The sequence below is a fragment of the Microcoleus sp. PH2017_24_DOB_U_A genome, assembly GCF_020738205.1.
Taxonomy (GTDB): domain Bacteria; phylum Cyanobacteriota; class Cyanobacteriia; order Cyanobacteriales; family Microcoleaceae; genus Microcoleus.
Genome location: NZ_JAEQCT010000032.1, coordinates 85,947 through 107,558, shown reverse-complemented (window position 1 = coordinate 107,558; position 21,612 = coordinate 85,947). Strand labels below are relative to the sequence as shown.

Below are 21,612 nucleotides of genomic sequence, written 5' to 3'. Positions count from 1 at the left end.
TGAAGCGCAACTACGTACCTTTGACTACCAGTTTTCAGTTAACTGTATTGCTCTATATATAAGAAAGAGCGCTGAAGCGCAACTACGTACCTTTGACTAGCAGTCTTAAGTGAACCGTACTGCTTGATGTATAAGAAAGAGCGCTGAAGCGCAACAACATACCTTAATGCACAAGTTATAATAAATTTAAATAAATCGGAGGTTGAAATGGTAACGCTGCAATTAAGGCAAATCAGTGTGCCGCCAGGACATAGACTGCTGTTGAACGATGTCAACTGGCAGGAATTTGAGGCGATTTTAGAGGAGTTCGGAGAACACCGTGGCTCTAGAATAGCTTACAGTCAAGGAACTTTGGAGATTAGGATGCCCCTACCAGAACATGAGAAGGCTAAAATTATTATTGGCTATTTAGTAAAAATTTTGTTTGAGGAACTTGAAATTGACTTTGAACCATTTGGTTCGACGACTTTCAAACGAAAAAGTATGTTGCAAGGAATTGAGCCTGATGAATGTTTTTACATCCAGAATTACGCTCGAATGATTGGCAAAAAGCGCATCGACTTAACTGTCGATCCGCCGCCGGATTTAGCAATTGAAGTCGATCTCACTTCCAAGACTCAACTGGATGCTTACGAGGCGCTGGGAGTCCCGGAAATCTGGCGCTATGAAAATAAAAGGCTTGAGATTAATGTTCTTGAAGATGGGAAATATGTTGAATCGGAATTTAGTCCGATATTTCCCAATCTGCCAATTATTGAAGCGATTTCTCAATATTGCGAACAAAGTCAAACCGCGGGGACGAGTCAAACTCTCCGATTGTTTCGCAAATGGGTTAGAGAGCAAGTACAAAATTGATATGAAATCTTCTGTTTTTTGACACCAAGCGTTATCATCCCGTTATATTGTTAATTTCGCTGTTGGGAAATTGAGAGAGAATAAGGGTGTTGACCTTGCGATCGATCGCCCACGAAAATCACGTAAGTCCCCTTGTCTCCATAACCAGAAAATTCTACATTCCCCGCAGCAGCATTCGCCGGTAGGACGCAGAAACGACCCCTCGGCCCCTGAATCATCAAACTGGGAGCTCCCGCAGTTTGTACTGCAATCCGCCAGTAAGGCAAATCCTGCGTTACTTCGATGACTTGGTTGGGGCCTTGGGCCACGAAACCGCAGTCGCCACTATTGTTCGGGCCGCCGGAAACTCCCGAAACTCTCAGCGGTTCGGGAAATCCTGGAGCAATTTGCAGCGGTTGGCTCCGAATAGCTCCGGCATCCGCTAAAATCATTGCCAAGGCTACGGTTACGATCGGGCTAAACCACCGTTTGTCGCGATCGCCCGCACAGTGTATCTTCATATTTCCTCACACAATGGGATTTAGTCCTACTTCTTTAGACGATAGATGATAATTGCGGTTCCAAACACGTGGATCTCAATCAAGTAAAATCTACCTAATTAAAGTAAAATATAGATCGCTAACAAGCTTGCTGTGTATGTCTTTGACAGTTGACAGTTGACAGTTGACAGTTGACAGTTGACAGTTAACTAATGACCAATGACTAATGACTAATGACTAATGACTAATGACTAATGACTAATGACTAATGACTAATGACTAATGACTTCTTCCTTCTACTTAACTACTGATTTTTTTTATGAATCCTCAAAATAACTTCAATTGGCAGCAAGCGATCGGAGAACTCAAAGCTAAACTAGAACGATCGCCTCTCATCCAACAAAATCCAGACAGCTATCAAGCGATCGGAACCTTCTACAATCAATCTCTAGAGAAGTTTCAGAAACTCCCCAAACCGGGACAGGTGGCAGTCTTTGCCGTCGGAGCGATCGTTGTTCTGACAGTCTTCAATAGTATCGTACAGCTACTTTCCGCCGTGATGACTCTTGGCGTTCTCGGAGTGCTAATCTACATAGCGTATAAATTGGCAATATCTCCTGATTCCTCCAACTAAGGATTAACAATAGGAAATTATAAATATGTCTAACCCAACTGCACCCGGTGATATTAATCAACCCGATCCGTCTTGGCAAAGACAATCCCAGCCAATGCCACTGCTGGTTCGCCGGTGTGGCGCTTGGACTGTTGAAATTTCGTTAATCGCAGCTAGCGCCCTGGTTCCCTTCAGTATCGGGGCACTGGTTAACAAAGAAGCTCAAACCGTGCCACTCAATCCCTCGGTAGCAGCAGCATCGGAAACTGTTGCCCGTGTTTTGGCCATCCCCGTGCGCGATCGCAACCCCAGAGTTGCACCCCTAACTAATCTATTCTGGTCGGGGGCGCTGCTGGCGCCGGCAGCTTTAGCGGCGTGGCAGTTGTTTTTGCTCGCCAGAATCGGTCAAACTCTCCCGAAACGCTGGTTCGGAGTGAAAGTTGTCACAGCCTCGGGTACTCCTCCGGGTTGGGCGCGGGTGCTGGTTCGCGAAAGTTTGGGGCGCTGGGGAGTGCCTCTGGGCGTCGCTTACGGGGTTTGGCGCTTGACTGGCGCGTTTCCAGATTTAATCATTTTAGGGGCGTTGAGCGGCTTGGCAGTGCTGGCAGATGGCGCTTTTGGATTGCGCTACAAACGGCAATCGGGGCACGATCGCCTTGCGAATACTTTGGTGGTCAATAGTCGTGAAGCGAAGCTATCCCGTAGGGAATCGCACCAACTGTCACCCAATCCTGTCCAGAGTCAAGATTGGACTGAGGAAGACGCGCAAATTGCGGCTTTGGTTTTGACTCCAGAAACCAATATGAAAGAAGATCCCAGTCTGTGGAATTGGATTCGCCAACATCCGGGGACAACTTTAGTGATAGTTACTATTGGCAGTGCGGGATTGATTTTAAGTTTGTTTGTTGGCACTCTGATCTACACTCAAAGTCAAGCTAATTTGCGGGATTCTCGGCAGCGGAATGACGAGTTATTTGTAGCTTTAGTTAGCAAATTGTCTCCTGCTTCGGCTAGCGGAACATCGGGGAGGCGATCGGCTATTTTGGCTTTGGGGGCGGTGGAAGACTCCCGCGCCGTACCCCTGTTAGCGGATTTGCTGGCTCAAGAAGAAAGCAAGGCGATGCTGGACGCGATCCAGCAAGCTTTAGTCAGTACCGGGCCGAAAGCTTTACCTGATTTGCAGCGGTTGAACCAAGCCCTCAGCAATGACCTCGAATCCCTGCGCTACGGTGGAAAGACTCCGGAACGCGAGTTAGCGGCTACCCGCCAGCGAACAGTGCAAAGGGCGATCGGCAAAATTCTCACAGTGTATAGCAGCCAGCTCAACGGCGCCGATCTGAGCCGCACAGATTTAGGTCAAAGTCCTGCCGGCCCGGGTCAGTTTACTTTAGTATTAGACAAAGTTGACTTATCAGGAATTAAGCTGAGAAAAGCCAATTTAACAAATGCCAGCTTGCAGGGAATTCGCTTTTATGGCACCGGCGAAGACAGGCGTCCTGGCACATTTGACGATTGGATTTCTGACTTAAGCGAAGCTAATTTTGAAGGAGCAAATTTAACCGGAGCATCTTTTAACAGCGCCGTAATGAACCGCACTACTTTTGTGCGCGCTGTTCTGAACAAAGCTAATTTGTCAAGCGGAAATTTGAATGGAGCTAATCTTAGCAACAGTCTTTTAATTGGGGCGAATTTGCAGCAAGCAATGTTAAAAGAGGCAAGCTTTACCGGGGCAGATATCGGCAGCGCCAATTTTTCGGGAGCCAATTTAGAAAGTGCGCGTTTGGGCAAAGTCAAGGCTCAAGGCACTCAGTTATCTCTAACAAATTTGTCTAAATCGGAATGGCAAGGTGCTGATTTGTCCGGTGCTGATTTGAGCGGCGCAAATTTACAAAATGCTGATTTAAGTTCGGCTAAACTTGCCAACGCGAATTTAAAAGATGCTCGATTGCAAGATGCTAATTTGCGGAATGCGGACGTGAGTTCGGTTGATTTTAGAGGTGCGAATTTAGCGGGAGCTAATTTTCAAGGCGCTGTTTTCCTGGGGAAGGGGACTTCGGATCAGTTTATTCAAAGTCAGGCTGGTAGCAAATCAGGTCGATTCCAAGGTGTTAATTTTTCCGAGGCTAAGAATTTAGATCAAAGTCAAATTGCTTACATTTGTTTGCAGGGAGGGACTCATCCGAAGTGCCCGCCAAAAAATTAAGACTTGGTTCGTAGTGAGGACTTTAGTCCTTCTTTTTTGCGGGCTAAAGCCCTCACTACGAACCTTTATTTTTCTGTCTTTTGTTTGGTAGGATGGATGGCTCCACATACTACCAATTAGATAAGAAGGGCTGAAGCCCAACAACGTACCTTATAAGAAGGGCTGAAGCCCAACAACGTGCCTTACCTTTTTGAGAAGTGCTATATTATGCAATAGCATCGGCACTTACAAGAGTCTCGAATTGTGCTAATAGCATTCCATCAGTGTTATTTGCAACTCCAAAAATTTTAGGTAACTGGCCTGTTTCAACTAGAACTTGTCTGACTTCTCGGTTAGATATATCGGCTAAATTTTTGTTATTGAGAATGGCATTAACGGCCGCAATACCGACACCTTGACCAACTGCTACATTGAATTCTACAATTCTGCCCACAGCACAAGCAAGCCCTTCAAATCCAGAACAGGGACTGACAACTGCCAGGTTAGGAACATTGTTCATTAATGCGTGGCGGATGCCAATATTGAAGGTAGGCTGTTGGAACATCAGACTTTTAAACCACCCTCGACTCTTTGCTTTGTCGCCAATCCCCGGAATGCCTCCCCGGACATCAAAATGATAGCTAAATGTTCCCAGTGCTTCAGTAGCTGGTACGCCACCATGCAGCATTTGTGCGCCTATTAAAGGTTCTACAACTCCCGTCACATTCCCAGCGTGTCTGATATAAAGTTCTGAAGCCGGAGTAACATAGGTAGCCCCCAAACTTTTCAGCCAAGTGGTCAGAAATGACATCTCTTTTTGCATATTAGCTGTGGGTTTGCTCCCGTTTCTCGCTAAGGCTTCTGCTTCGCTACCAGTGACTGCAAATAACAGCGCATTCCACGAAAGTCTTTCGTCTGGAAGTATGGCGATATTTCCTTCGTCTAAAATTATGCCAGTTTCAGAAAAAGATAGCTTTCTGCCTCTAAAAGAGTGGTATGCTACAGACAAAGCTGGCGATCGCACATCAATGTAATCGTTGCCCGCCCACAGAGTTTTGAGATTTCCTCTGGTGTCGATCATTTCCAGGCGGAGTTCTTCTGCTAGCTTGGCATCTTTCCCCGCAGCAGACAGCAAAAATTTTTGAGCCTCAGAATCGGCAAGGTTTGTGAAGCGTTTTAGATAAATATAATCGAGTTCTTTCAGTCTTCTGACACTGAGTCCTTGAGTTTCAAAAACTAGGGTGACTGGAAGTTCTGAGTTAGGCAAACCAAAGGTTTCAAATCCATTCAGCTTTCGCACACCTGCGGCTTGAGCTAATTCGCCATTGACAGTGGCATCAATAAATTGTTTTGCTACATAAACTGTCCCTTTTGAGGTAATTATGCTAGTAATTTTTTTGCCTTCTTTATTGATTGATTTAATTTCTACTTTGCCCAGGAGTGCAACTCCTGCTTGTACCAGCATTGCTTTCAGGGCTGCGGTGGCTTTGCTGGGGTCAAGGGCGATCGCGCTGACACCAGATTTTTGCAGGAATTCTTTATAGATTGTCGGCGGTGAACCGAAGGGGTCTAAATTTAAAGATTTTTGGAGTTCTTGACTAACCTGACTTCGATCTAAATAAGCGAGGCCGCCTCTGACTAAATGTCCGCCAATTCCTTCTTGCAAGCTTCCTTTAGACATCAGCAAAACTCGCGGATAAAGCTTTGTCCGGCGGCGGTATTCTCTGGCTGCTGAGATAACAGCTAGAACTCCTGGAACTTCATCACCAAAGCAGATGATATCGTAAGAACGTAGATCCATGAGCATTATTTAATCACGTCTCCCGATCGCCATTTTGTCGATCTGCATCTCAATTTTTGCCATCAAACTCTCTGTCTGTTCCAAATAAGGCCGCATCTTTCCTAATTTTTTTGATAATTTTCACACATTTCGGGACGCAAAAATCGGGATTTTCGGGAAAATCTTGCGTTTAGGGCGATCGCGATCGGTGAAAAAACTCGGTTGGCGATCGCCCGCAGGCTGCGTCATTCTGGCACTCTTTCCTCTCAATTAGCTTATATTATCAGGATCTATCCCCAACTCGCGCAATCGTTCAGCTAGTCGATCGGCGCGCTGGGCTAATTCCTTCACCTGTTCTTCAGGAGTCAGATAGCGTTTGCCATCCGCATCGTACCAATACAACCATTCCCTTGTCACCCCAGAATAATTGCCCCTTTCACAACCAATTCCCAAACCAATTTCTGGCATCCAAACTAGATTTCCTGGCTGTAACTCATACTTGCCATTGACTAACTTATGTACTTCCAAACGGGGTTTGCGGCGGCGAGAAGAATAAATGACATAGTAAAGTATGCCTAAACTTTGATATTCTTCCAACTTGGCGGTATATTCGTTGCGATAAGTTGGGGAAACAACTTCGAGGACAAAAGTTGGCATCACTTTTTCCTCCCATACCGCGTAACTGGGACGCAATTCTTCGTCATAAAACCTTTCCACACCTAAACTCAAGAAAGCATCTGGCACAATAGCTGGTTTGTCAGGGTGATGGTAAAGACCCATATCTATGCCAAAAAACCAGTCCATGCGTTCTGCCCAAATTATGAGCAATATTGCTTTCAGCAATCCTGGTATTAATTCTTGCAGTTCGTTATCCACTGGTGTTTCATCTGAGTCTGGTAGTTCTTCTGCTGAGGGCCAGTGCTTCGGGAAGTTGTAATTTAACATGGCGGCTTTTCTCAAAACTCATTAATATTATAGCATTGAGTTGTTGGGTGTTCTTTTGTATTTGATTAAGAATATTATGGATCGCAAAGACGCTAAGTAAGAAAAGGAAGAAAAGCAAGATGATAGGTAATATTGACTTATTTGATCTGAATTAATTTTTGTAAAATATCGGCCCAGAGTTGCGCGATCGACTAAACTATGTCTAAGCAGTCGGTTCTAATGGGGAACAGCCATTAGAGGAAACGGGGAAAGTTTGGTGCAAATCCAACGCTGTCCCGCAACTGTAATGAGGTTTGTAGTAAGGACTTCAGTCCTCTACCTCTCAAGTCAGAACGCCCGCCGATGTGTTGGTTCACATAGTCTCATCCGCGAGGTACTTGATGAAGGCGCGAAATCGGAAATTAGTCAGCCTGGGATTGATGGCTGGCTTGAGTTGTTATCTTGTCTTGGGTTCGGCAACACCGGCCGCTGCTATGCACATTTCAGAAGGTTTTTTGCCTGTACAATGGGCTGCGTTTTGGTGGATGGTGGCTTTGCCTTTTTTTGTGTTGGGTTTGCGTGAAATTACTCGCATTACCAAAGAACACCCGGAACTTAAACTATTACTAGCTTTGGCGGGTGCGTTTACTTTTGTGCTTTCTGCTTTAAAAATTCCATCGGTAACGGGGAGTTGTTCTCACCCAACGGGTACGGGTTTGGGTGCAATTTTGTTCGGCCCTTCGGTGATGGCTGTACTTGGTGCTTTAGTGCTGTTGTTTCAAACGTTATTGTTAGCGCACGGCGGGCTGACAACGTTGGGGGCGAATATGTTTTCGATGGCGATTGTTGGGCCGTTTGCTGCATATTTTATCTATCAATTGCTGATGCGAACTGGTAAACAAAGGTTGGCAATTTTTTGTGCGGCTGCTTTGGCAGATTTGCTGACTTATGTGGTGACTTCGATGCAGTTGGCATTGGCTTTTCCGGCAGCGAGTGGCGGTTTTATGGCTTCGTTTCTCAAGTTTGCTAGTATCTTTGCGATTACTCAAGTACCTCTGGCGATTAGTGAGGGATTGCTGACTTTATTGGTTTGGAATTGGCTGCATTCTTACGGAAAACCAGAGTTAGAAATTCTGAAATTATTGAAACAGGAGTCATAAAGTCGTGAATCAAAAACCTACAAAAAATCAGCAAGCTAGTTCGCAACAAAATTGGATGTTAGTAATTGCAGTTGTCGCCCTTGCGGTGATTCCCCTAGTTTTTGTGCGGGGTGAATACGGCGGATCGGACGATCGCGCACAGAAAGCAATTACCGAAATTCAACCCGATTATAAACCTTGGTTCAATCACTTGTTTGAACCGCCTAGCGCTGAAATTGCCAGTCTATTATTTGCGACTCAAGCGGCGCTGGGGGCTGGTGCGATCGGATATGCGATCGGGCTTTATAAAGGTCGATCGCAATCTCAGCAATCTGATGATAAATCGCCGCTGGAATGAATCATCAGATTGATAGTCTGGCTTACACCAATCGTTTGCGTGGGTTGCCGCCAACTCACAAATTATCGTTTGCGATCGCCCTTTTGATTCTATCTCTGCTGTCTGGGGCGATCGTCCAATTGTCGATCGCCCTGTGGTTAGCAGTCTGGATCGTCATCTATGCGGGCATTCCGGGGAAACTTTATCTGCGGTTGTTGTCGCTACCGTTGATGTTTTTGCTGACGAGTTTGCCTGCTTTGGCGATTAATGGAATTGAGTTAAATCAAATCCCGGCAATGCAGTGGGATATTTGGCAAGGTTGGGGAATTAGCATCGGCAATTTGTATCTGTATGTGAGTCGCACTGGCTTATACCAAGTGAGTCTGTTATTCCCGCGCACCTTGGCATCGACAAGTTGTATGTATTTCATCCTGTTGACGGTGCCATTCACAGAAACCTTGCAAATCCTCAGAAAATTGCGCTTTCCGCCGTTGTTGACAGAACTTTTGTTGTTGATGTATCGGTTTATTTTTAGCTTATTGGCGATCGCAGATGAACTTTGGATCGCCCAAAACTCGCGCTGTGGCTATCGCACTTGGAAACTGGGAATGCGTAGTTTAGGCATTTTAATCGGGCAATTACTTCAGCGAACTTTGGTAAATTACCGTCAAGTTTCGTTGAGTTTAGCATCGCGTGGCTTTAATGGAGAATTGCGGGTTTGGCATTCTTCCCCTTACAAAACTTCGCGAAGATATACATTTGAAGCCGTGTTTGGGTGCACGGTTTTAACTTTGTTAAGTGTGTTATTTCAAAGTTGAAAATAAATAAAGAAATGAGGAGACGGCAGTGCCGTGTCTCTACAATATGATTTTGGGTAGGGACACGGCATTGCCGTCTCCTCTATCCTGAGTGAAGATATGACTTTTATGAACATAATCAATGACTTTAATGAATTGACTCCACAAGAAACCTGTTGAATAATTGTAGTCAACACTTATCTTGTGGAAATCCTATGATAAATAAACGACTCCTCAAAAAAATAGCTTTTTCATTACTAGCATCATTAAGCCTACTGTTAGTCACAGTAACTCATGCAGCAGCCCAACAACTACCGTTCTACTGGGACAACATCAATGTTGCGATCGATGTTCAGACCAACGGAGATATGTTAGTTACGGAAACGCAAAAATATGTATTCACAGCAGCATACAACAATGAACGGTATCGCTATATTCCGTTAGATAAAGTCGATGCAATTCAAGATGTGACCGTTGCCGAAAATAATCAAATAATTACCAGTAGCACTGGAACTGAAAACAATCAACTTTGGATTCGTTGGCAACATGAATTAAAGCCGCCAGACACACATACTTTTGTGATTAAATATCGTGTGGTAGGTGGATTGCAGTTAGATGGTGGGAATACTCTAGTTTATTGGAAAGCGATTGCAGCAGGTCGAAAAGCTCCAATCAATAGCGGAAAAGTTACGGTGAAATTACCAGCAGCTTTATCAGGGAAAGTTCTGTCGTTTACCAATTTTGGTGCAGCAGCAGTTCCCCGTCAAGTAGATCCTAAAACTTTTGAATTTGTGGCAAGTCAGGCTATTCTACCGGAACAAGAATTAGAAGTGCAGATTACATTTCCGCAGGCAATTCTGAATATACGTCAACCTACTTGGCAACAAAATGGTAATCAATCTCAATCTACTTCGGAAAAAGCGGGCTTTCCCATGATTTTTGTAATGTTTTGGTTCGGGTTTGTGATGTTTTCGATTAGTGGCAGTGCTCGCAGTGATAGTCTTAGTAGCGGTGGTAGCGACTATGACAGTGGCGGCGGTGGTGGCGGTGGCGGTGGCGGTGGCGGTGGTGGCGGTGGCGGCGGTGGTGGCGGTGGCGGTGGTGGTTGATATCAATGGGACTTACGCCACAATCAAAGAAACCGGGTTTTTAGCTAATCTGTGGGTTATAGCGAAGTATTTCGGAAAAAACCCGGTTTCTGGCTATCCGTTGATATATTGATATCCCCCAAATTCAGGAGACGGCAATGCCGTTTCCCTACAAATAATCGGGTAGGGAAATGGCATTGCCGTGTCCGAATTTGCTTGATTTTGAGATAAACCGATCGCACTCCCTACAAAATCATATTCAAAATATGACTTTTATGAACATAATTCATGACTTTAATGAATTGACCTCAACAGAAATCTATTGAATACTGATTGTAGTAAACAAATTTCCCGTACATTTGAGCTTAAAGCAGGTTAAAAACTATGACTAAATCACGTTGGCTTCGCAAGCTTTTACCCTTGGCAGTATCTGTAGCAACCACGATCGCACTAGCAGGCACTTTTGCCCCACCAACTCCCGCACAAACCAATCCGCCACCTCCCCAACCCCAACCAGTCCAACCAGCGACAGAAGAAGGTTTTACCATCCCGATTTGGATCTTTCCCGTAGGCGCAATGTTCCTTGTGTTCATGTTTATCCCCAAAATTGGTTGGACTTTGGGCTTAATTGCGATCGGCGAACGAGAAGTAGGCATTGTTACCAAGAAATTCTCCAGCAAAAACTTGCCATCCAGTAGATTGATTGCCCTTGATGGTGAAGGAGGTTTGCAAGCAGATACCCTTCCTCCCGGCTGGCATTTTGGTTATTTTCCCTGGCAATATAGCGTTCGCAAAGAACCTGTTGTTGTAGTCCCTCAAGATGAAATTGGGTTAATTATTGCCAATGACGGAGCCACTATTCCCTCCGATCGCATTTTAGGCAAAGTCGTCGATTGCGACAACTACCAAAATGCCCGCAAATTCCTCACCGACGGTGGCGAAAAAGGACGGCAACTAGCAATTCTCACCACTGGTACTTATCGAATCAATACGGCTGTATTTGAGGTGATTACTTCAGCTAATGCCGCTGCAAAAGGTATGCAGCCATCAGAACTTCATCTATACAAACTTGCTCCGGATCTCGTGGGAATCGCCAACGTGCTCGACGGGGTTCCGATTGATGAAGGTGAAATCGCTGGGCCGATTATTCCCGGTCACGACAACTTCCAAAAAGCGCAATCCTTCATCAAAGGTGGCGGGCGCAGGGGCTTGCAAGAACAGGTAATTTTATCTGGTTCTTGGAACCTGAACCCTTGGTTTGTGAAAGTTGAAGAAGTGAAAATGACCGAAGTGCCGATCGGCTATGTTGGCGTAGTCATTTCCTATGTAGGGGAATCGCACAAAGATGTCAGCGGTGTGGCTTTTACCCACGGAAATCTCGTCAACAAAGGTGATAAAGGCGTGTGGGTAGAACCGCTTTACCCAGGCAAACATCCGATCAATACAAAGGTGATGAAAGTCGAACTTGTTCCCACTACCGATGTAGTTTTAAACTTCACAACACGGTTCAGCGGAGAACACGGCTACGACTCGAAATTAAGCGCTTTGAAATTGCTTTCTTTTGACGGATTTACCTTTGAGTTAGAAGTTTTTCAAATCATTCATATCGGTACTTTGGATGCACCGAGAGTCATTTCGCGGCAAGGTTCGATGCAAAATCTCATCGACCAAGTGTTGCGTCCAATTGTGGGCAATTACTTTCGGAATTCGGCTCAAGAATATACGATTCTCGACTTTTTAATCGCACGCAGCGAACGCCAAGCAGAGGCCGCCGAACACGTCCGTCAAGCCTTACGTGCCTATGACGTGCAGGCTGTGGACACGCTGATCGGTTTGATTTCGCCGCCAGCAGAGTTGATGCAAACATTGACCGATCGCAAAATTGCTCAGGAACAGGAAAAAACCTACGAAGTACAGCGGATTTCAGAGTATCAGCGTCAAGAATTGGTGCGCGCAACTGCGATCGCCAATATTCAAAATCAGGTGGTAGCGGCGGAACAAGGGGTGAAAATTGCTCAATTGAGTGCAACTGCTGCGATCGAACACGCAAGTGGTGAAGCAGAAGGGATTCGGTTAATGGGACAAGCAAAAGCGGATGCTTATCAAGTTGGTGTTAATGCCCTCGGTACGCAGAGTTACACGCTGTTGCAATTGATGCAAGCGGTTTCGGATGGTAGCGTTCGCGTTGTTCCCGATGTCACAGTCAATGGTAACGGCGGTAGTGGGGGTTTGTTGGATGGTTTGATGGCAATGTTGCTGCGGAATGAAACAAGTAAAAATGGAGAAAATGGAGCAGATTCGCCTGTAATTAATGTGAAGAAATCTAAGTCTGTTGTTGTGGAACCTGTGGCCGAATCACCTGTAGTAAAAGTGCATTCGGTGGAGTCGGTGGAGTCTCCTGATCGTTCACCAGTTGCTCAGTCTGTGGCTGTTGCTGAGACTGATATTGATGCAGCATTTGGTGAATTGTTAGATATTTGAGTTGAGTGTAATTGGTAGAGAGGACGACTGTCCTCTCTGAAGGCTTTTTGTCTAAAACTTTACTATTTAGGGAATTAGAGGTGCAAAATTATGACACTTACATTTGGAGACAAACACATGAATTTACCAAAGCCGATCGCACTTACTTGTAGTCCACTCATCGCTGTAGCATTATTATTTAGTTGCTTTTTCAAGATCCATCGATAATGTCTCGAATTTGATTGGCTGGGATGTCATCTTGGTCTGACTTCGAGTAGATAACGACGAGTAAGATGTAGGTATCACCGCTGAGTTGATAGATAACTCGATAGCCACCACTTTTGCCCTTTTGGATGTCGCTGTTTTTCAGGCGAACTTTGAATACGGTGTAGCCAGTTCCGGGGATTTGGTCGCCGATGAAGTTGCCAGACTGTAGCTCGTCAAGTAGCGGTTTTAGGTCGGTGCGGATGCTACGATAGCGTTTAATGAGGGTGCGAAGTCGCGTTTTGAACTCATCGGAAAAGACAAGCTCGATTTGGGGTGTCTCGTTAGTCATCTATGCCATCCCACAGTTCGGAAATAGGGTGTAATTTACCTTCTTTAACTTGCTGTAGGGATGTACGGAGGCTGGCTAGGACAAGTTCGGCGGGCTCGTCATCGATATCTGCGGGTGGAATGACGATATTGCGATCGATTAATAGTTGGTAAAAGTCGTCCACAGACATTACAGCAAGTTGAGCGGCTTGATCGAGACGGAGGCTGTGTTGCTGATAAAGTACGATCGCAAGTTCGAGTCGTACATCGGCTTCAGTCAGAGGTAGATTGTCGGGAAGGGCGATCGTAATTTGCATGATTTAAGGTTTAATTTCAGAGATATAAGACGATCGAACTTATAGTTGCACACAAACACATGAATTTACCAAAGCCGATCGCACTTACTTGTTCTACGATCCTAGCATTACCTGGAAATGCACTGTGTACGATCGCACCATAAACGCGATCGCACACAGCAAAAATTCCTGAAACCCCTGTGGGGGAGGCATCTTGCCCACCCCAAACATCCAAATATGACTTTTATGAGTTTAAATTAGTGAATTTAATGAATTGACTTTAACCAAAATCTCTTGAATACTGATTGTAGTTAATAACTTTTCTGTAGAAATCATATAAGGAGAAAAGATTATGTCCCAAGATAAAAGGAAAAGCCCGCCACCCATTGTTTTTATTATTGCCCTCGGCTTAATTGGGTTTGGTGTATTCAAATTCCTTCCCGGTTTATTCGCATCCAAAAGTTCAGATACATCTACACCTACACCTGGATCTACACCTACAGCAGGTGCGAGTCCATCGGGTGCGATCGCAACTCGCATCAGTTTAGGAAATCAGATATTGGTGACATCGCAAACAACACCAGACAAACAAGCAGGCGTTGATGCTTTTGGTAAAGGAGATTACTCTGCTGCGATGCAAAGTTTTCAGGCTTCGCTGCAAAAAAATCGCAACGATCCAGAAACAGTTATTTATTTAAATAATGCCGCAGCCCGCAGTAACCCTTCCTTGTTAAAAATTGCTGTCAGCGTCCCCATTGGTAGCAACCCCAATGTCGCCCAAGAAATTCTCCGAGGAGTGGCTCAAGCTCAATCTGAAGTCAATAAGAGCGGCGGTATCAATGGCGCAAAACTGCAAGTAGAAATTGTCAACGATGACAACGATCCAGGAGTTGTCAAAGAAGTTGCAAACACATTGACAAAAGATGCCAGTATACTAGCAATAATTGGACACAATGCCAGCAACGCCTCTCTCGAAGCTGCGCCAATCTATCAGCAACAAAAACTGGTAATGGTGACACCGACAAGCTTTGCTAATGATTTATCAGGATTTGGCAGTTACATCTTTCGGACTGTTCCCAATATTAGCATCATGGCCGCTCCCTTAGCAGAATATGCTGTCAAAACAGGCAAAACTAATATTGCTATTTGCTATGACTCGAAAGCACCCGATAATATATCATTTAGAGATGAATTTGTGGCAGCTCTAACTGCTGCTAAAGGCACAATAGTTCCTACTGTTTGCGACTTTTCACTCCCTTCTTTTAATCCCGACACTGCGATCGCCGATGCAGTCAGCAAAGGCGCACAAGGATTGATGTTAGCACCTCACATCGATCGCATCGATCGCGCAATTTTTCTAGCTCGCACCAATCAAGGCAAATTGCCACTCTACGGCAGCACCACAATGTACACCTTTCAAACGTTAAAAGATGGACAAAAGAGCGTTGACGGGCTTGTTTTGCCTGTTCCCTGGCATCCTGAAACGAATCCCGGTAGCACTTTCCCAAAAAATGCCAGTCAGCGCTGGGGAGGAGTAGTAAATTGGCGCACCGCAACGAGTTATGATGCGGCTCAAGCTGTCATCGCGGGCTTGCAGCAAAGTAATACGCGGGAAGGATTGCAGCAAGCACTCAAAAGCCCGAATTTCTCGACACCGGGAGCTAGCGAGGATGTGAAGTTTTTGCCAAGTGGCGATCGGGCGGGTTCGCCAATTTTAGTGCAAATTAAAGCAGTAGGAAAAACTGGCTATAACTTTTCCCTGTTGCGGTAAATTTATTCGGACTGTAGGGGCGGGTTCACCAACAATATTTGCCAAAAACCGACAATCTCATAAACCCGCCCCGGCTTGTTTTTAAGCGATTTTTAAGATATACTAAAATAAGTAGATTAAAGGAGAGCCTTGTATATGATCGCGCAAGTTGAAACCAAAACCTACACGGCCCAAGAATATCTAGAAGCTGAAGTTAATTCTCTGGATCGACATGAATTTATCAACGGGGAGATTATTCTGATGGCTGGCGGCACACCGAATCACAATGAAATCACGAGCATCTTAAACGCTATTTTGAGGGTGAGTCTTAAGGGTAAACCTTACAGTATTTTTGCATCCGATCAGCGGCTTTGGGTTCCGCAACTTAATAATTATACTTATCCAGACGTGATGGTGGTGGCAAAACCAATTGAACTCCAATCTGGACGCACTGATACAATCACTAATCCTCTGTTGATTGCTGAGGTGCTATCTAAAGGTACTAGGGCTTACGATCGAGATGACAAGTTTGCGGCTTATCGCAGTATCCCGAGTTTTCAGGAATATTTATTAATCGACCAATATCGAGTACAGGTGCAACAGTATTCTAAAACTGATGCGAATAAGTGGATTTTTTCGGAATATAGCTGTGCGGGCGATCGGCTGATGTTAACGTCTGTGCAGGTGGAAATTTCGGTAGCAGATTTGTATGAAAATATTGAGTTTAGTGAATAGTTACCTCTCGATCGCTCGGCGGTTAAAACCGCTGCTACACAAACAATGTCCGCCTCCGCGGACTAAGAAATAAAGATAATTGATTTCTGATCTATTCACCGATCGCCCCTGAGTCCCTAGATCTCACCAACAAACCATATTTCGGGGCAAAAACCATCGCCAACACAAACAGCAGCGTTTGCAGCACCACAATACATCCGCCTGTCGAACCATCAATGTGATAGCTGATATAAGTTCCCATTACGCTAGAAAATACTCCCGAAGTCATCGCAATTAGCGTCATATGGTCAAAATTATCACTCAACAAATACGCCGTAGCCCCCGGAGTTACCAACATTGCTACTACTAAAATAATCCCGACTGTCTGAAGTCCCGCAACTGCTGTCAGCGATAGCAAAGACAGCAACACGTAATAAAGGAAAGTGATATTTAAACCGATCGATCGCGCGTGAGTCGAGTCAAAACAAAACAGGATTAAATCTTTGCGTAAAATTGCCAGCGTCACTAAGGTAATGACACTAATAATCACAGTTTGAACAATATCTGAATCGGAAATACCTAAAACATTGCCAAATAAGATATGCGTCAAGTCGATCGAACTTCTGACTTTAGAAATTAACACCAAACCAAAGGCAAAAAATCCGGTAAACACTAAACCAATCACTGTATCTTCTTTAACGCGAGTTTTTGCTTTGATAAAGCCGATCGCAATTACCGAGCCCACACCAAACACAAACGCCCCCACCGCCAAAGGAATATTCAGCACATAAGCAATCACAACCCCCGGCATCACCGCATGGGAAACCGCATCGCCCATCAAAGCCCATCCCTTCAAAGTCATATAGCACGAAAGCGCCGAACAAACAATCCCTACTAAGGCGCTGACTAAAATCGCCTTCACCATAAATTCATGCTGCAACGGTGCGGTAAACCACTGAATTAAGTCCATTATTGCTTCTCCCGATTCACTTGAGTTAACCGACTTTTTGCAGACGAAAAATCACCAACCGAACCGCCAAAGGTGCGGGAAAGATTTTCTTCTGTAAACACTTCTGAGGTGTTGCCGTAGGCGAGAATACTGCGATTAATTAATACTACTTGGTCGCAAAATGTAGTAATCGATTCTAAATCGTGAGTTGAAACCAGAATTGTATGGCCTGTTTGACGCAATTCCATCAGCAAATCAATCATCATTTTCTCGGTTTTGATATCAACTCCGGCGAAGGGTTCATCTAGCAGTAAAACCTTTGCTTGTTGCGCCAAAGCCCGCGCAAAAAAGGTGCGTTTCTTTTGTCCCCCGGATAACTCTCCGATTTGGCGATCGCGCATGGGCCACATTTCCACCCTTTCCAAGCTTTCTCGCACCGCTTGTTTGTCGATCGAACGCGGAATCCGCAACAGATTCATGTAGCCGTAGCGCCCCATCATCACCACATCATAAACGTTCACCGGGAAATTCCAATCTACCTCTTCCGACTGAGGCACATAGGCAACCAGATTGCTTTTTTGCACTTGACGGATCGGCAAGCCATTAATTAAAATTCGTCCGGTGTTTGGCTTCACAAACCCCATAATTGCCTTAAACAGGGTTGATTTTCCCGCACCATTCATCCCCACCAAACCGCAAATTGTCCCCGCTTTAAGTTGCAGAGAGGCTCTGTGCAAGGCTACTTTACCATGATAAGCAACCGTGACATTTTCAATGTCAATACTGATTCTATCCATACCAATTTCTCCAAATTACCAAATTACCAATGCCCAATGCCCTATCCCCCATTACCCTGTAGTCCTTTTATCAAAGTATTGACGTTGTATTCAAGCATCTTAAGGTAGGTTGATGCAGGGCCTTCCGATGGAGAGAGGGAATCGACATAAAACACCCCGGCAAATTTTGCCCCGGTTTCCTTTGCTACTTGAAGCTGTGCTTCGTTGCTGACGGTACTCTCGCAAAATACGGCGGGGATTTTGTTTGCTTTGACTGTATTAATCACCCGTTCAACTTGTTTCGGTGTAGATTGCTGTTCGGCATTTACAGGCCAAATATAAACTTCTTTCAAGCCGTAGTCGCGCGCAATGTAAGAAAAGGCGCCTTCACAACTTACTATGTAGCGTTTTTCTGGCGGAATCGCTGAGATAGCTTGTTTGAGCTTTTCATCGATCGCTTCAATTTGCTGACTGTATTTTGTCGAATTCGCTTCATAGGTTGCAGCATTGGCTGGATCGGCATTTGATAAAGCTCTGCGAATATTTCTAACGTAAATTAAGGCATTTTTAGGTGACATCCAAGCATGAGGATTCGGTTTACCTTTGTAGGAATCTTCGGCAATATTAATGGGATTGATTCCTTCGCTGACAGTAATGCGAGGAACTTTTGGCAAACTGTTATAAAATCGAGTTGCCCAACGTTCTAAATTCAATCCGTTATCCAAAATTAGACTAGCACCTTGCCCTCGTTTTAAGTCGCTAGGAGTGACTTCATAGCCGTGAATTTCCGCCCCAGGCTTTGTGATGGATTGAACAGTTAGCTTGTCACCAGCGACGTTCTGCGCCATGTCTGCCAGCACCGTAAAGGTGGTGAGAATGACTTTTTTGTCTTTTCGGAACCAATCGGTGGCAGTAGGGCTAGAATCTCGATTTTGATTGGTTTGAGGCTCTACCGTCGTCTGAGTGTTGCACGCGGTGACGCACACTCCCAGCAACAGCCCCAATCCAATCATCTGATATTGTTTCCAAACGGGAGAGGAGAGGAGAGATAGGGGGAAAGGGCGAGATGGAGTCATAATTTGACGCTTTTTGAGCATATATTCCAAAATGCTAGCTAAATTTGCCACAGATTACGGCAGACAGCCCGATCGACTATCGCTAATTTTCATAATCTTTTCATTATTTAAATTTATCACAGAATCGGGGAAAATGAAAGAAGCATGAACAGTGAGGGTAAATAGGCGATCGGATCAGCAAAATAGACTCTTCAGTGAGAAGCCTGTTTTGGGGAGACGCGATGCCTACCCACAAGTTTTGAATATGATAAACTTAAATAGATCGCTGATTGAAAAGTGTATAATTGCTGAGGTATTATAGTTGGTTGCGGAAAAAGATTACCAAAGAATGATTCAATCATTCTTTGGGATGAGTTACGAACTCTATGGAACAATATCGAGAATCGTAGCACTCCAGGATGGGACGCGGGTAAAGCCTTTGAGTACCTGATTATCCGAGCATTTCAACTTGATGGTGCAGAGGTAAAATGGCCTTACAGCGTGACACTTTTTGATGAGGTAGTCGAACAAATTGATGGCGCTGTCCATTGTGTGGGACTTTCTTGTTTAGTTGAAAGCAAAGATTTTGCAGACAAAACAGTTGATCTTACTCCTATTGCTAAACTTCGCAATCAACTTTTACGTCGTCCCGCAGGTACAGTTGGATTAATTTTTAGTCGTACTGGGTTCACCAATGCGGCTGTTAGCCTTTCATACTTTTCGCTGCCACAGGCGATTCTGATGTGGAATGGAGCAGAACTAAAATATGCCTTAGAACAGGAAAAAATTTGCGAACTATTAACTTTAAAATACCGTGCCTGTGTAGAAGAAGGATTGCCTAATTACAACGTTATCGAGGGAGATATTCAATGATTACTTACATTCTTTGTGAAGGGGCTTTTGATGCACAACTACTTAAAACTGTGCTACCAGAAAATTTACTCACTGATGTGGGAGTTGTTGTTGGTGGTAAAGTATATAATATTAAGTCACTAGCTATGTCTTTAATTGTGCGGCGGCGAGTACCAGTTCTGATCGTATTTGATGCAGATTCAGTAGTACCGGAGTTAGTTGAATTACGTCGCAACGATATTGAAGAAATACTTGAATTTGTAGCGGGTAAGACACCATTTAAAGTAGTTTCTGCTGTTCCTGAAATAGAAATTATCTTTTTTCAAGATGTCTCTTTGCTTTCGCGGTTGATAGGATACATTCCTCCTCAAGATGTACTTGACTTGGCAGTTTGTCAACCTAGAAAAGCTTTAGAAGAATTGATTGCCCGATCAGAAAATATTCACGATCGCTCACAAATAATCGATCATTTGACTAATGAAGATATTGAGATTTTGCGATCGTCTTCAGTTATGCAGGAGATTGTTCACTTTCTTGATTCTGTACGTGAAACAGTAGCAGCTACTTTATAATACTCTAATTAATAACTTTGTTAATTTGAGTATAGATATTGTATGATTGGCGATTCACTTCCTGGTTGCAGGCTAATGCTTATTTGCAACAGCTAAAACTAGAGGAAAATACTGTTTCAAGTCTGCTCGAAATCATTGCCACCTACGAACTCAACTATGTAATTGTGTTTTTGTCGATCACGAATGACAAGAAAATTTGGGATTTTGTGGCAAAAGTTGGCAATTTATGCGGTTCGCGTGCTATTAACATATATGCAAGCACTGGGAAGAATTTTAACCCTCCCGGAAATCCTAAAGTTTATTCAATTCTCCCTATGCCGAAATCACCATCAATCGAAATTTCCAAAGTAACTCGCTACCAAAATGCAGCGCTGAATTACTATTTGGGCTTGACAGAATCTCCCTATCTTCACTATGGCTATTGGGAAACCTTACCTGTGCCCGCTGATGAACTAACACTCGCGCGGCTACGCATCGCCCAGCAAGCTTATACGGATAAGTTGTTAGATTTTATCCCGAAAGACATTAAGACTGTCCTAGATGTAGGATGCGGGATTGGGGGAAATGCGGCTTATTTGCTCGATCGCGCTTTTGGAGTCGAAGGACTAGCGCCCGATCCGTTCCAACAACAGCGCTTTCTGAAGTGTACAGGCGATCGCGCCATCTTCCACCTCACCAAATTTGAAGACTTCCAAGCCACCCATTCCTACGATTTAGTCCTCTTTAGCGAAAGCAGTCAATATATGTCTGCTGTCGATATAGCTAAAGGTGCGGCGGCGGTGCTCAATCTTGGAGGATACGTACTGCTTGCGGATATGTTGCGCTCTAATCGTGATTATACAGAAGGAATGTTTTCTAACTGTCATGTTGTGGAAGAACTGGAATCTGCATTGATGCAAGCGGGGTTTAATTTAGTAAAAGCTGAGGATATTTCTGCTCATATTGTACCAACAATTGATTTGTATGTCGATACTTTCCGCAGGTATGGACTGAACACAATGATTTATGTTGCAGATTTAATTTCGATCGCGGTTCCGCCGATTCATAAAATTCTGCGTTGGATATTTCGCCGCTGGTTTAAGAAATTGGTGGTTGAAGGATTGGAGGCGAGTCAACTATTTGAAAAGCATCTTTGTTATGAGATTCAACTTTGGCAGTTGAGAGAAAAAGATGAACGCAGCAAATAGAAGATTGGGCGGTTGAAACCGCGTCTATACAAATTGCTGTCATTGTCATTGCGAGCTCCTAGCGAAGCAATCGCATAATCTCGGGGATTGCTTCGCTAAGAGCTCGCAATGACATATTGCAGTTGATAGTATTTAAATTTAATTTTTGTGCGGGCTAGAAGCCCACCCCACAAATCCCAATTACCAATTACCAATTACCAATTACCAATTACCAATTACCAATTACCAATTACCAATTACCAATTACCAATTACCAATTACCAATTACCAATT

At 44.4% G+C, this 21,612-nt stretch carries 23 protein-coding genes and 1 riboswitch; of the genes, 14 read left to right on the top strand and 9 right to left on the bottom strand.

The genetic code is table 11. The features are described 5' to 3' along the window. Positions 1-207: 207 nt before the first annotated feature. On the top strand, positions 208-855 hold the full coding sequence (locus tag JGK07_RS09145; RefSeq protein ID WP_293185386.1) for a Uma2 family endonuclease: 648 nt from the start codon (positions 208-210) through the stop codon (positions 853-855). A 50-nt stretch (positions 856-905) separates the two neighbouring features. Here the strand turns inward: JGK07_RS09145 and JGK07_RS09140 are convergent, their stop codons facing one another. Continuing rightward, positions 906-1,355 (bottom strand): hypothetical protein, encoded by a 450-nt coding sequence (locus JGK07_RS09140; RefSeq protein ID WP_293185384.1) that lies wholly within the window; start codon positions 1,353-1,355, stop codon positions 906-908. A gap of 298 nt (positions 1,356-1,653) precedes the next feature. Here JGK07_RS09140 and JGK07_RS09135 point away from each other — a divergent pair, with 298 nt between their 5' ends. Continuing rightward, positions 1,654-1,968, top strand: coding sequence for a hypothetical protein (locus tag JGK07_RS09135; protein ID WP_293185382.1), 315 nt, complete (start codon positions 1,654-1,656; stop codon positions 1,966-1,968). 25 nt (positions 1,969-1,993) lie between these two features. Beyond that, positions 1,994-4,150 (top strand): pentapeptide repeat-containing protein, encoded by a 2,157-nt coding sequence (locus JGK07_RS09130; protein WP_293185381.1) that lies wholly within the window; start codon positions 1,994-1,996, stop codon positions 4,148-4,150. Between the two features lie 205 nt (positions 4,151-4,355). Here JGK07_RS09130 and JGK07_RS09125 read toward each other — a convergent pair whose 3' ends face one another. Beyond that, positions 4,356-5,930 carry an FAD-dependent oxidoreductase gene (locus JGK07_RS09125; protein WP_293185380.1) on the bottom strand — a complete coding sequence of 525 codons (1,575 nt, stop codon included), beginning with the start codon at positions 5,928-5,930 and terminating at the stop codon, positions 4,356-4,358. 249 nt (positions 5,931-6,179) lie between these two features. Beyond that, positions 6,180-6,854 (bottom strand): Uma2 family endonuclease, encoded by a 675-nt coding sequence (locus JGK07_RS09120; RefSeq protein ID WP_293185379.1) that lies wholly within the window; start codon positions 6,852-6,854, stop codon positions 6,180-6,182. 194 nt (positions 6,855-7,048) lie between these two features. After that, a riboswitch (cobalamin riboswitch) is annotated at positions 7,049-7,213 on the top strand. A 21-nt stretch (positions 7,214-7,234) separates the two neighbouring features. On the opposite strand from JGK07_RS09120, the gene JGK07_RS09115 reads away from it, so the two are divergent. From JGK07_RS09115 to JGK07_RS09090, 6 genes are all read left to right on the top strand, one after another. Then, positions 7,235-7,993, top strand: coding sequence for an energy-coupling factor ABC transporter permease (locus tag JGK07_RS09115; protein ID WP_293199114.1), 759 nt, complete (start codon positions 7,235-7,237; stop codon positions 7,991-7,993). 4 nt (positions 7,994-7,997) lie between these two features. Beyond that, positions 7,998-8,330, top strand: a complete 333-nt coding sequence (locus tag JGK07_RS09110; RefSeq protein ID WP_293185377.1) for an energy-coupling factor ABC transporter substrate-binding protein — start codon at positions 7,998-8,000, stop codon at positions 8,328-8,330. Further along, positions 8,327-9,127, top strand: coding sequence for a cobalt ECF transporter T component CbiQ (gene cbiQ / locus JGK07_RS09105; RefSeq protein WP_293185376.1), 801 nt, complete (start codon positions 8,327-8,329; stop codon positions 9,125-9,127). The genes JGK07_RS09110 and cbiQ overlap by 4 nt, the downstream gene beginning before the upstream one ends. A 194-nt stretch (positions 9,128-9,321) precedes the next feature. Continuing rightward, complete coding sequence (locus JGK07_RS09100) at positions 9,322-10,215, top strand: DUF2207 domain-containing protein (RefSeq protein WP_293241671.1); 894 nt, start codon at positions 9,322-9,324, stop codon at positions 10,213-10,215. Next, complete coding sequence (locus JGK07_RS09095; protein ID WP_293209158.1) at positions 10,130-10,327, top strand: hypothetical protein; 198 nt, start codon at positions 10,130-10,132, stop codon at positions 10,325-10,327. The genes JGK07_RS09100 and JGK07_RS09095 overlap by 86 nt, the downstream gene beginning before the upstream one ends. A 251-nt stretch (positions 10,328-10,578) precedes the next feature. Continuing rightward, the gene (locus JGK07_RS09090; protein WP_293241674.1) at positions 10,579-12,675 is read left to right on the top strand and encodes an SPFH domain-containing protein; all 2,097 of its coding nucleotides are present in this window, start codon (positions 10,579-10,581) and stop codon (positions 12,673-12,675) included. 190 nt (positions 12,676-12,865) lie between these two features. On the opposite strand, the gene JGK07_RS09085 is transcribed toward JGK07_RS09090, so the two are convergent. The 3 genes from JGK07_RS09085 to JGK07_RS09075 are packed head-to-tail and all read right to left on the bottom strand — an operon-like array spanning position 12,866 to position 13,719. Next, entirely contained in the window at positions 12,866-13,210 is a 345-nt protein-coding gene (locus JGK07_RS09085) for a type II toxin-antitoxin system RelE/ParE family toxin (RefSeq protein WP_293185370.1), read from the bottom strand. Beyond that, the gene (locus tag JGK07_RS09080) at positions 13,203-13,505 is read right to left on the bottom strand and encodes a UPF0175 family protein (RefSeq protein WP_293185368.1); all 303 of its coding nucleotides are present in this window, start codon (positions 13,503-13,505) and stop codon (positions 13,203-13,205) included. Before JGK07_RS09080 ends, JGK07_RS09085 begins: the two co-directional genes overlap by 8 nt. A gap of 16 nt (positions 13,506-13,521) precedes the next feature. Next, positions 13,522-13,719 (bottom strand): hypothetical protein, encoded by a 198-nt coding sequence (locus JGK07_RS09075; RefSeq protein ID WP_293185367.1) that lies wholly within the window; start codon positions 13,717-13,719, stop codon positions 13,522-13,524. Positions 13,720-13,836: 117 nt separating this feature from the next. Between JGK07_RS09075 and JGK07_RS09070 the strand changes: the two genes are divergently transcribed. Then, a complete protein-coding gene (locus tag JGK07_RS09070; protein ID WP_293193169.1) occupies positions 13,837-15,255 on the top strand; it encodes an ABC transporter substrate-binding protein in 1,419 nt (472 codons plus the stop codon). Between the two features lie 135 nt (positions 15,256-15,390). Further along, on the top strand, positions 15,391-15,969 hold the full coding sequence (locus tag JGK07_RS09065) for a Uma2 family endonuclease (protein WP_293185364.1): 579 nt from the start codon (positions 15,391-15,393) through the stop codon (positions 15,967-15,969). 91 nt (positions 15,970-16,060) lie between these two features. Here the strand turns inward: JGK07_RS09065 and JGK07_RS09060 are convergent, their stop codons facing one another. Genes JGK07_RS09060 through JGK07_RS09050 form a run of 3 tightly spaced genes read right to left on the bottom strand, consistent with a single transcriptional unit; the run spans position 16,061 to position 18,800 of the window. Next, complete coding sequence (locus tag JGK07_RS09060; RefSeq protein ID WP_293241677.1) at positions 16,061-16,918, bottom strand: metal ABC transporter permease; 858 nt, start codon at positions 16,916-16,918, stop codon at positions 16,061-16,063. Then, positions 16,918-17,694 carry a metal ABC transporter ATP-binding protein gene (locus JGK07_RS09055; protein ID WP_293185361.1) on the bottom strand — a complete coding sequence of 259 codons (777 nt, stop codon included), beginning with the start codon at positions 17,692-17,694 and terminating at the stop codon, positions 16,918-16,920. The genes JGK07_RS09060 and JGK07_RS09055 overlap by 1 nt, the downstream gene beginning before the upstream one ends. Before the next feature lie 41 nt (positions 17,695-17,735). Continuing rightward, a complete protein-coding gene (locus JGK07_RS09050; protein WP_293185359.1) occupies positions 17,736-18,800 on the bottom strand; it encodes a metal ABC transporter substrate-binding protein in 1,065 nt (354 codons plus the stop codon). 429 nt (positions 18,801-19,229) lie between these two features. Between JGK07_RS09050 and JGK07_RS09045 the strand changes: the two genes are divergently transcribed. From JGK07_RS09045 to JGK07_RS09035, 3 genes are read left to right on the top strand one after another with little or no spacing between them, the layout of a single operon-like run. Next, positions 19,230-19,601 carry a hypothetical protein gene (locus tag JGK07_RS09045; RefSeq protein WP_293185357.1) on the top strand — a complete coding sequence of 124 codons (372 nt, stop codon included), beginning with the start codon at positions 19,230-19,232 and terminating at the stop codon, positions 19,599-19,601. Further along, entirely contained in the window at positions 19,598-20,152 is a 555-nt protein-coding gene (locus JGK07_RS09040) for a hypothetical protein (RefSeq protein ID WP_293185355.1), read from the top strand. Before JGK07_RS09045 ends, JGK07_RS09040 begins: the two co-directional genes overlap by 4 nt. Before the next feature lie 38 nt (positions 20,153-20,190). After that, positions 20,191-21,339: a methyltransferase domain-containing protein gene (locus tag JGK07_RS09035; protein WP_293185353.1), complete on the top strand. Its 1,149-nt coding sequence runs from the start codon at positions 20,191-20,193 to the stop codon at positions 21,337-21,339. The last annotated feature ends 273 nt before the right edge of the window (positions 21,340-21,612 follow it).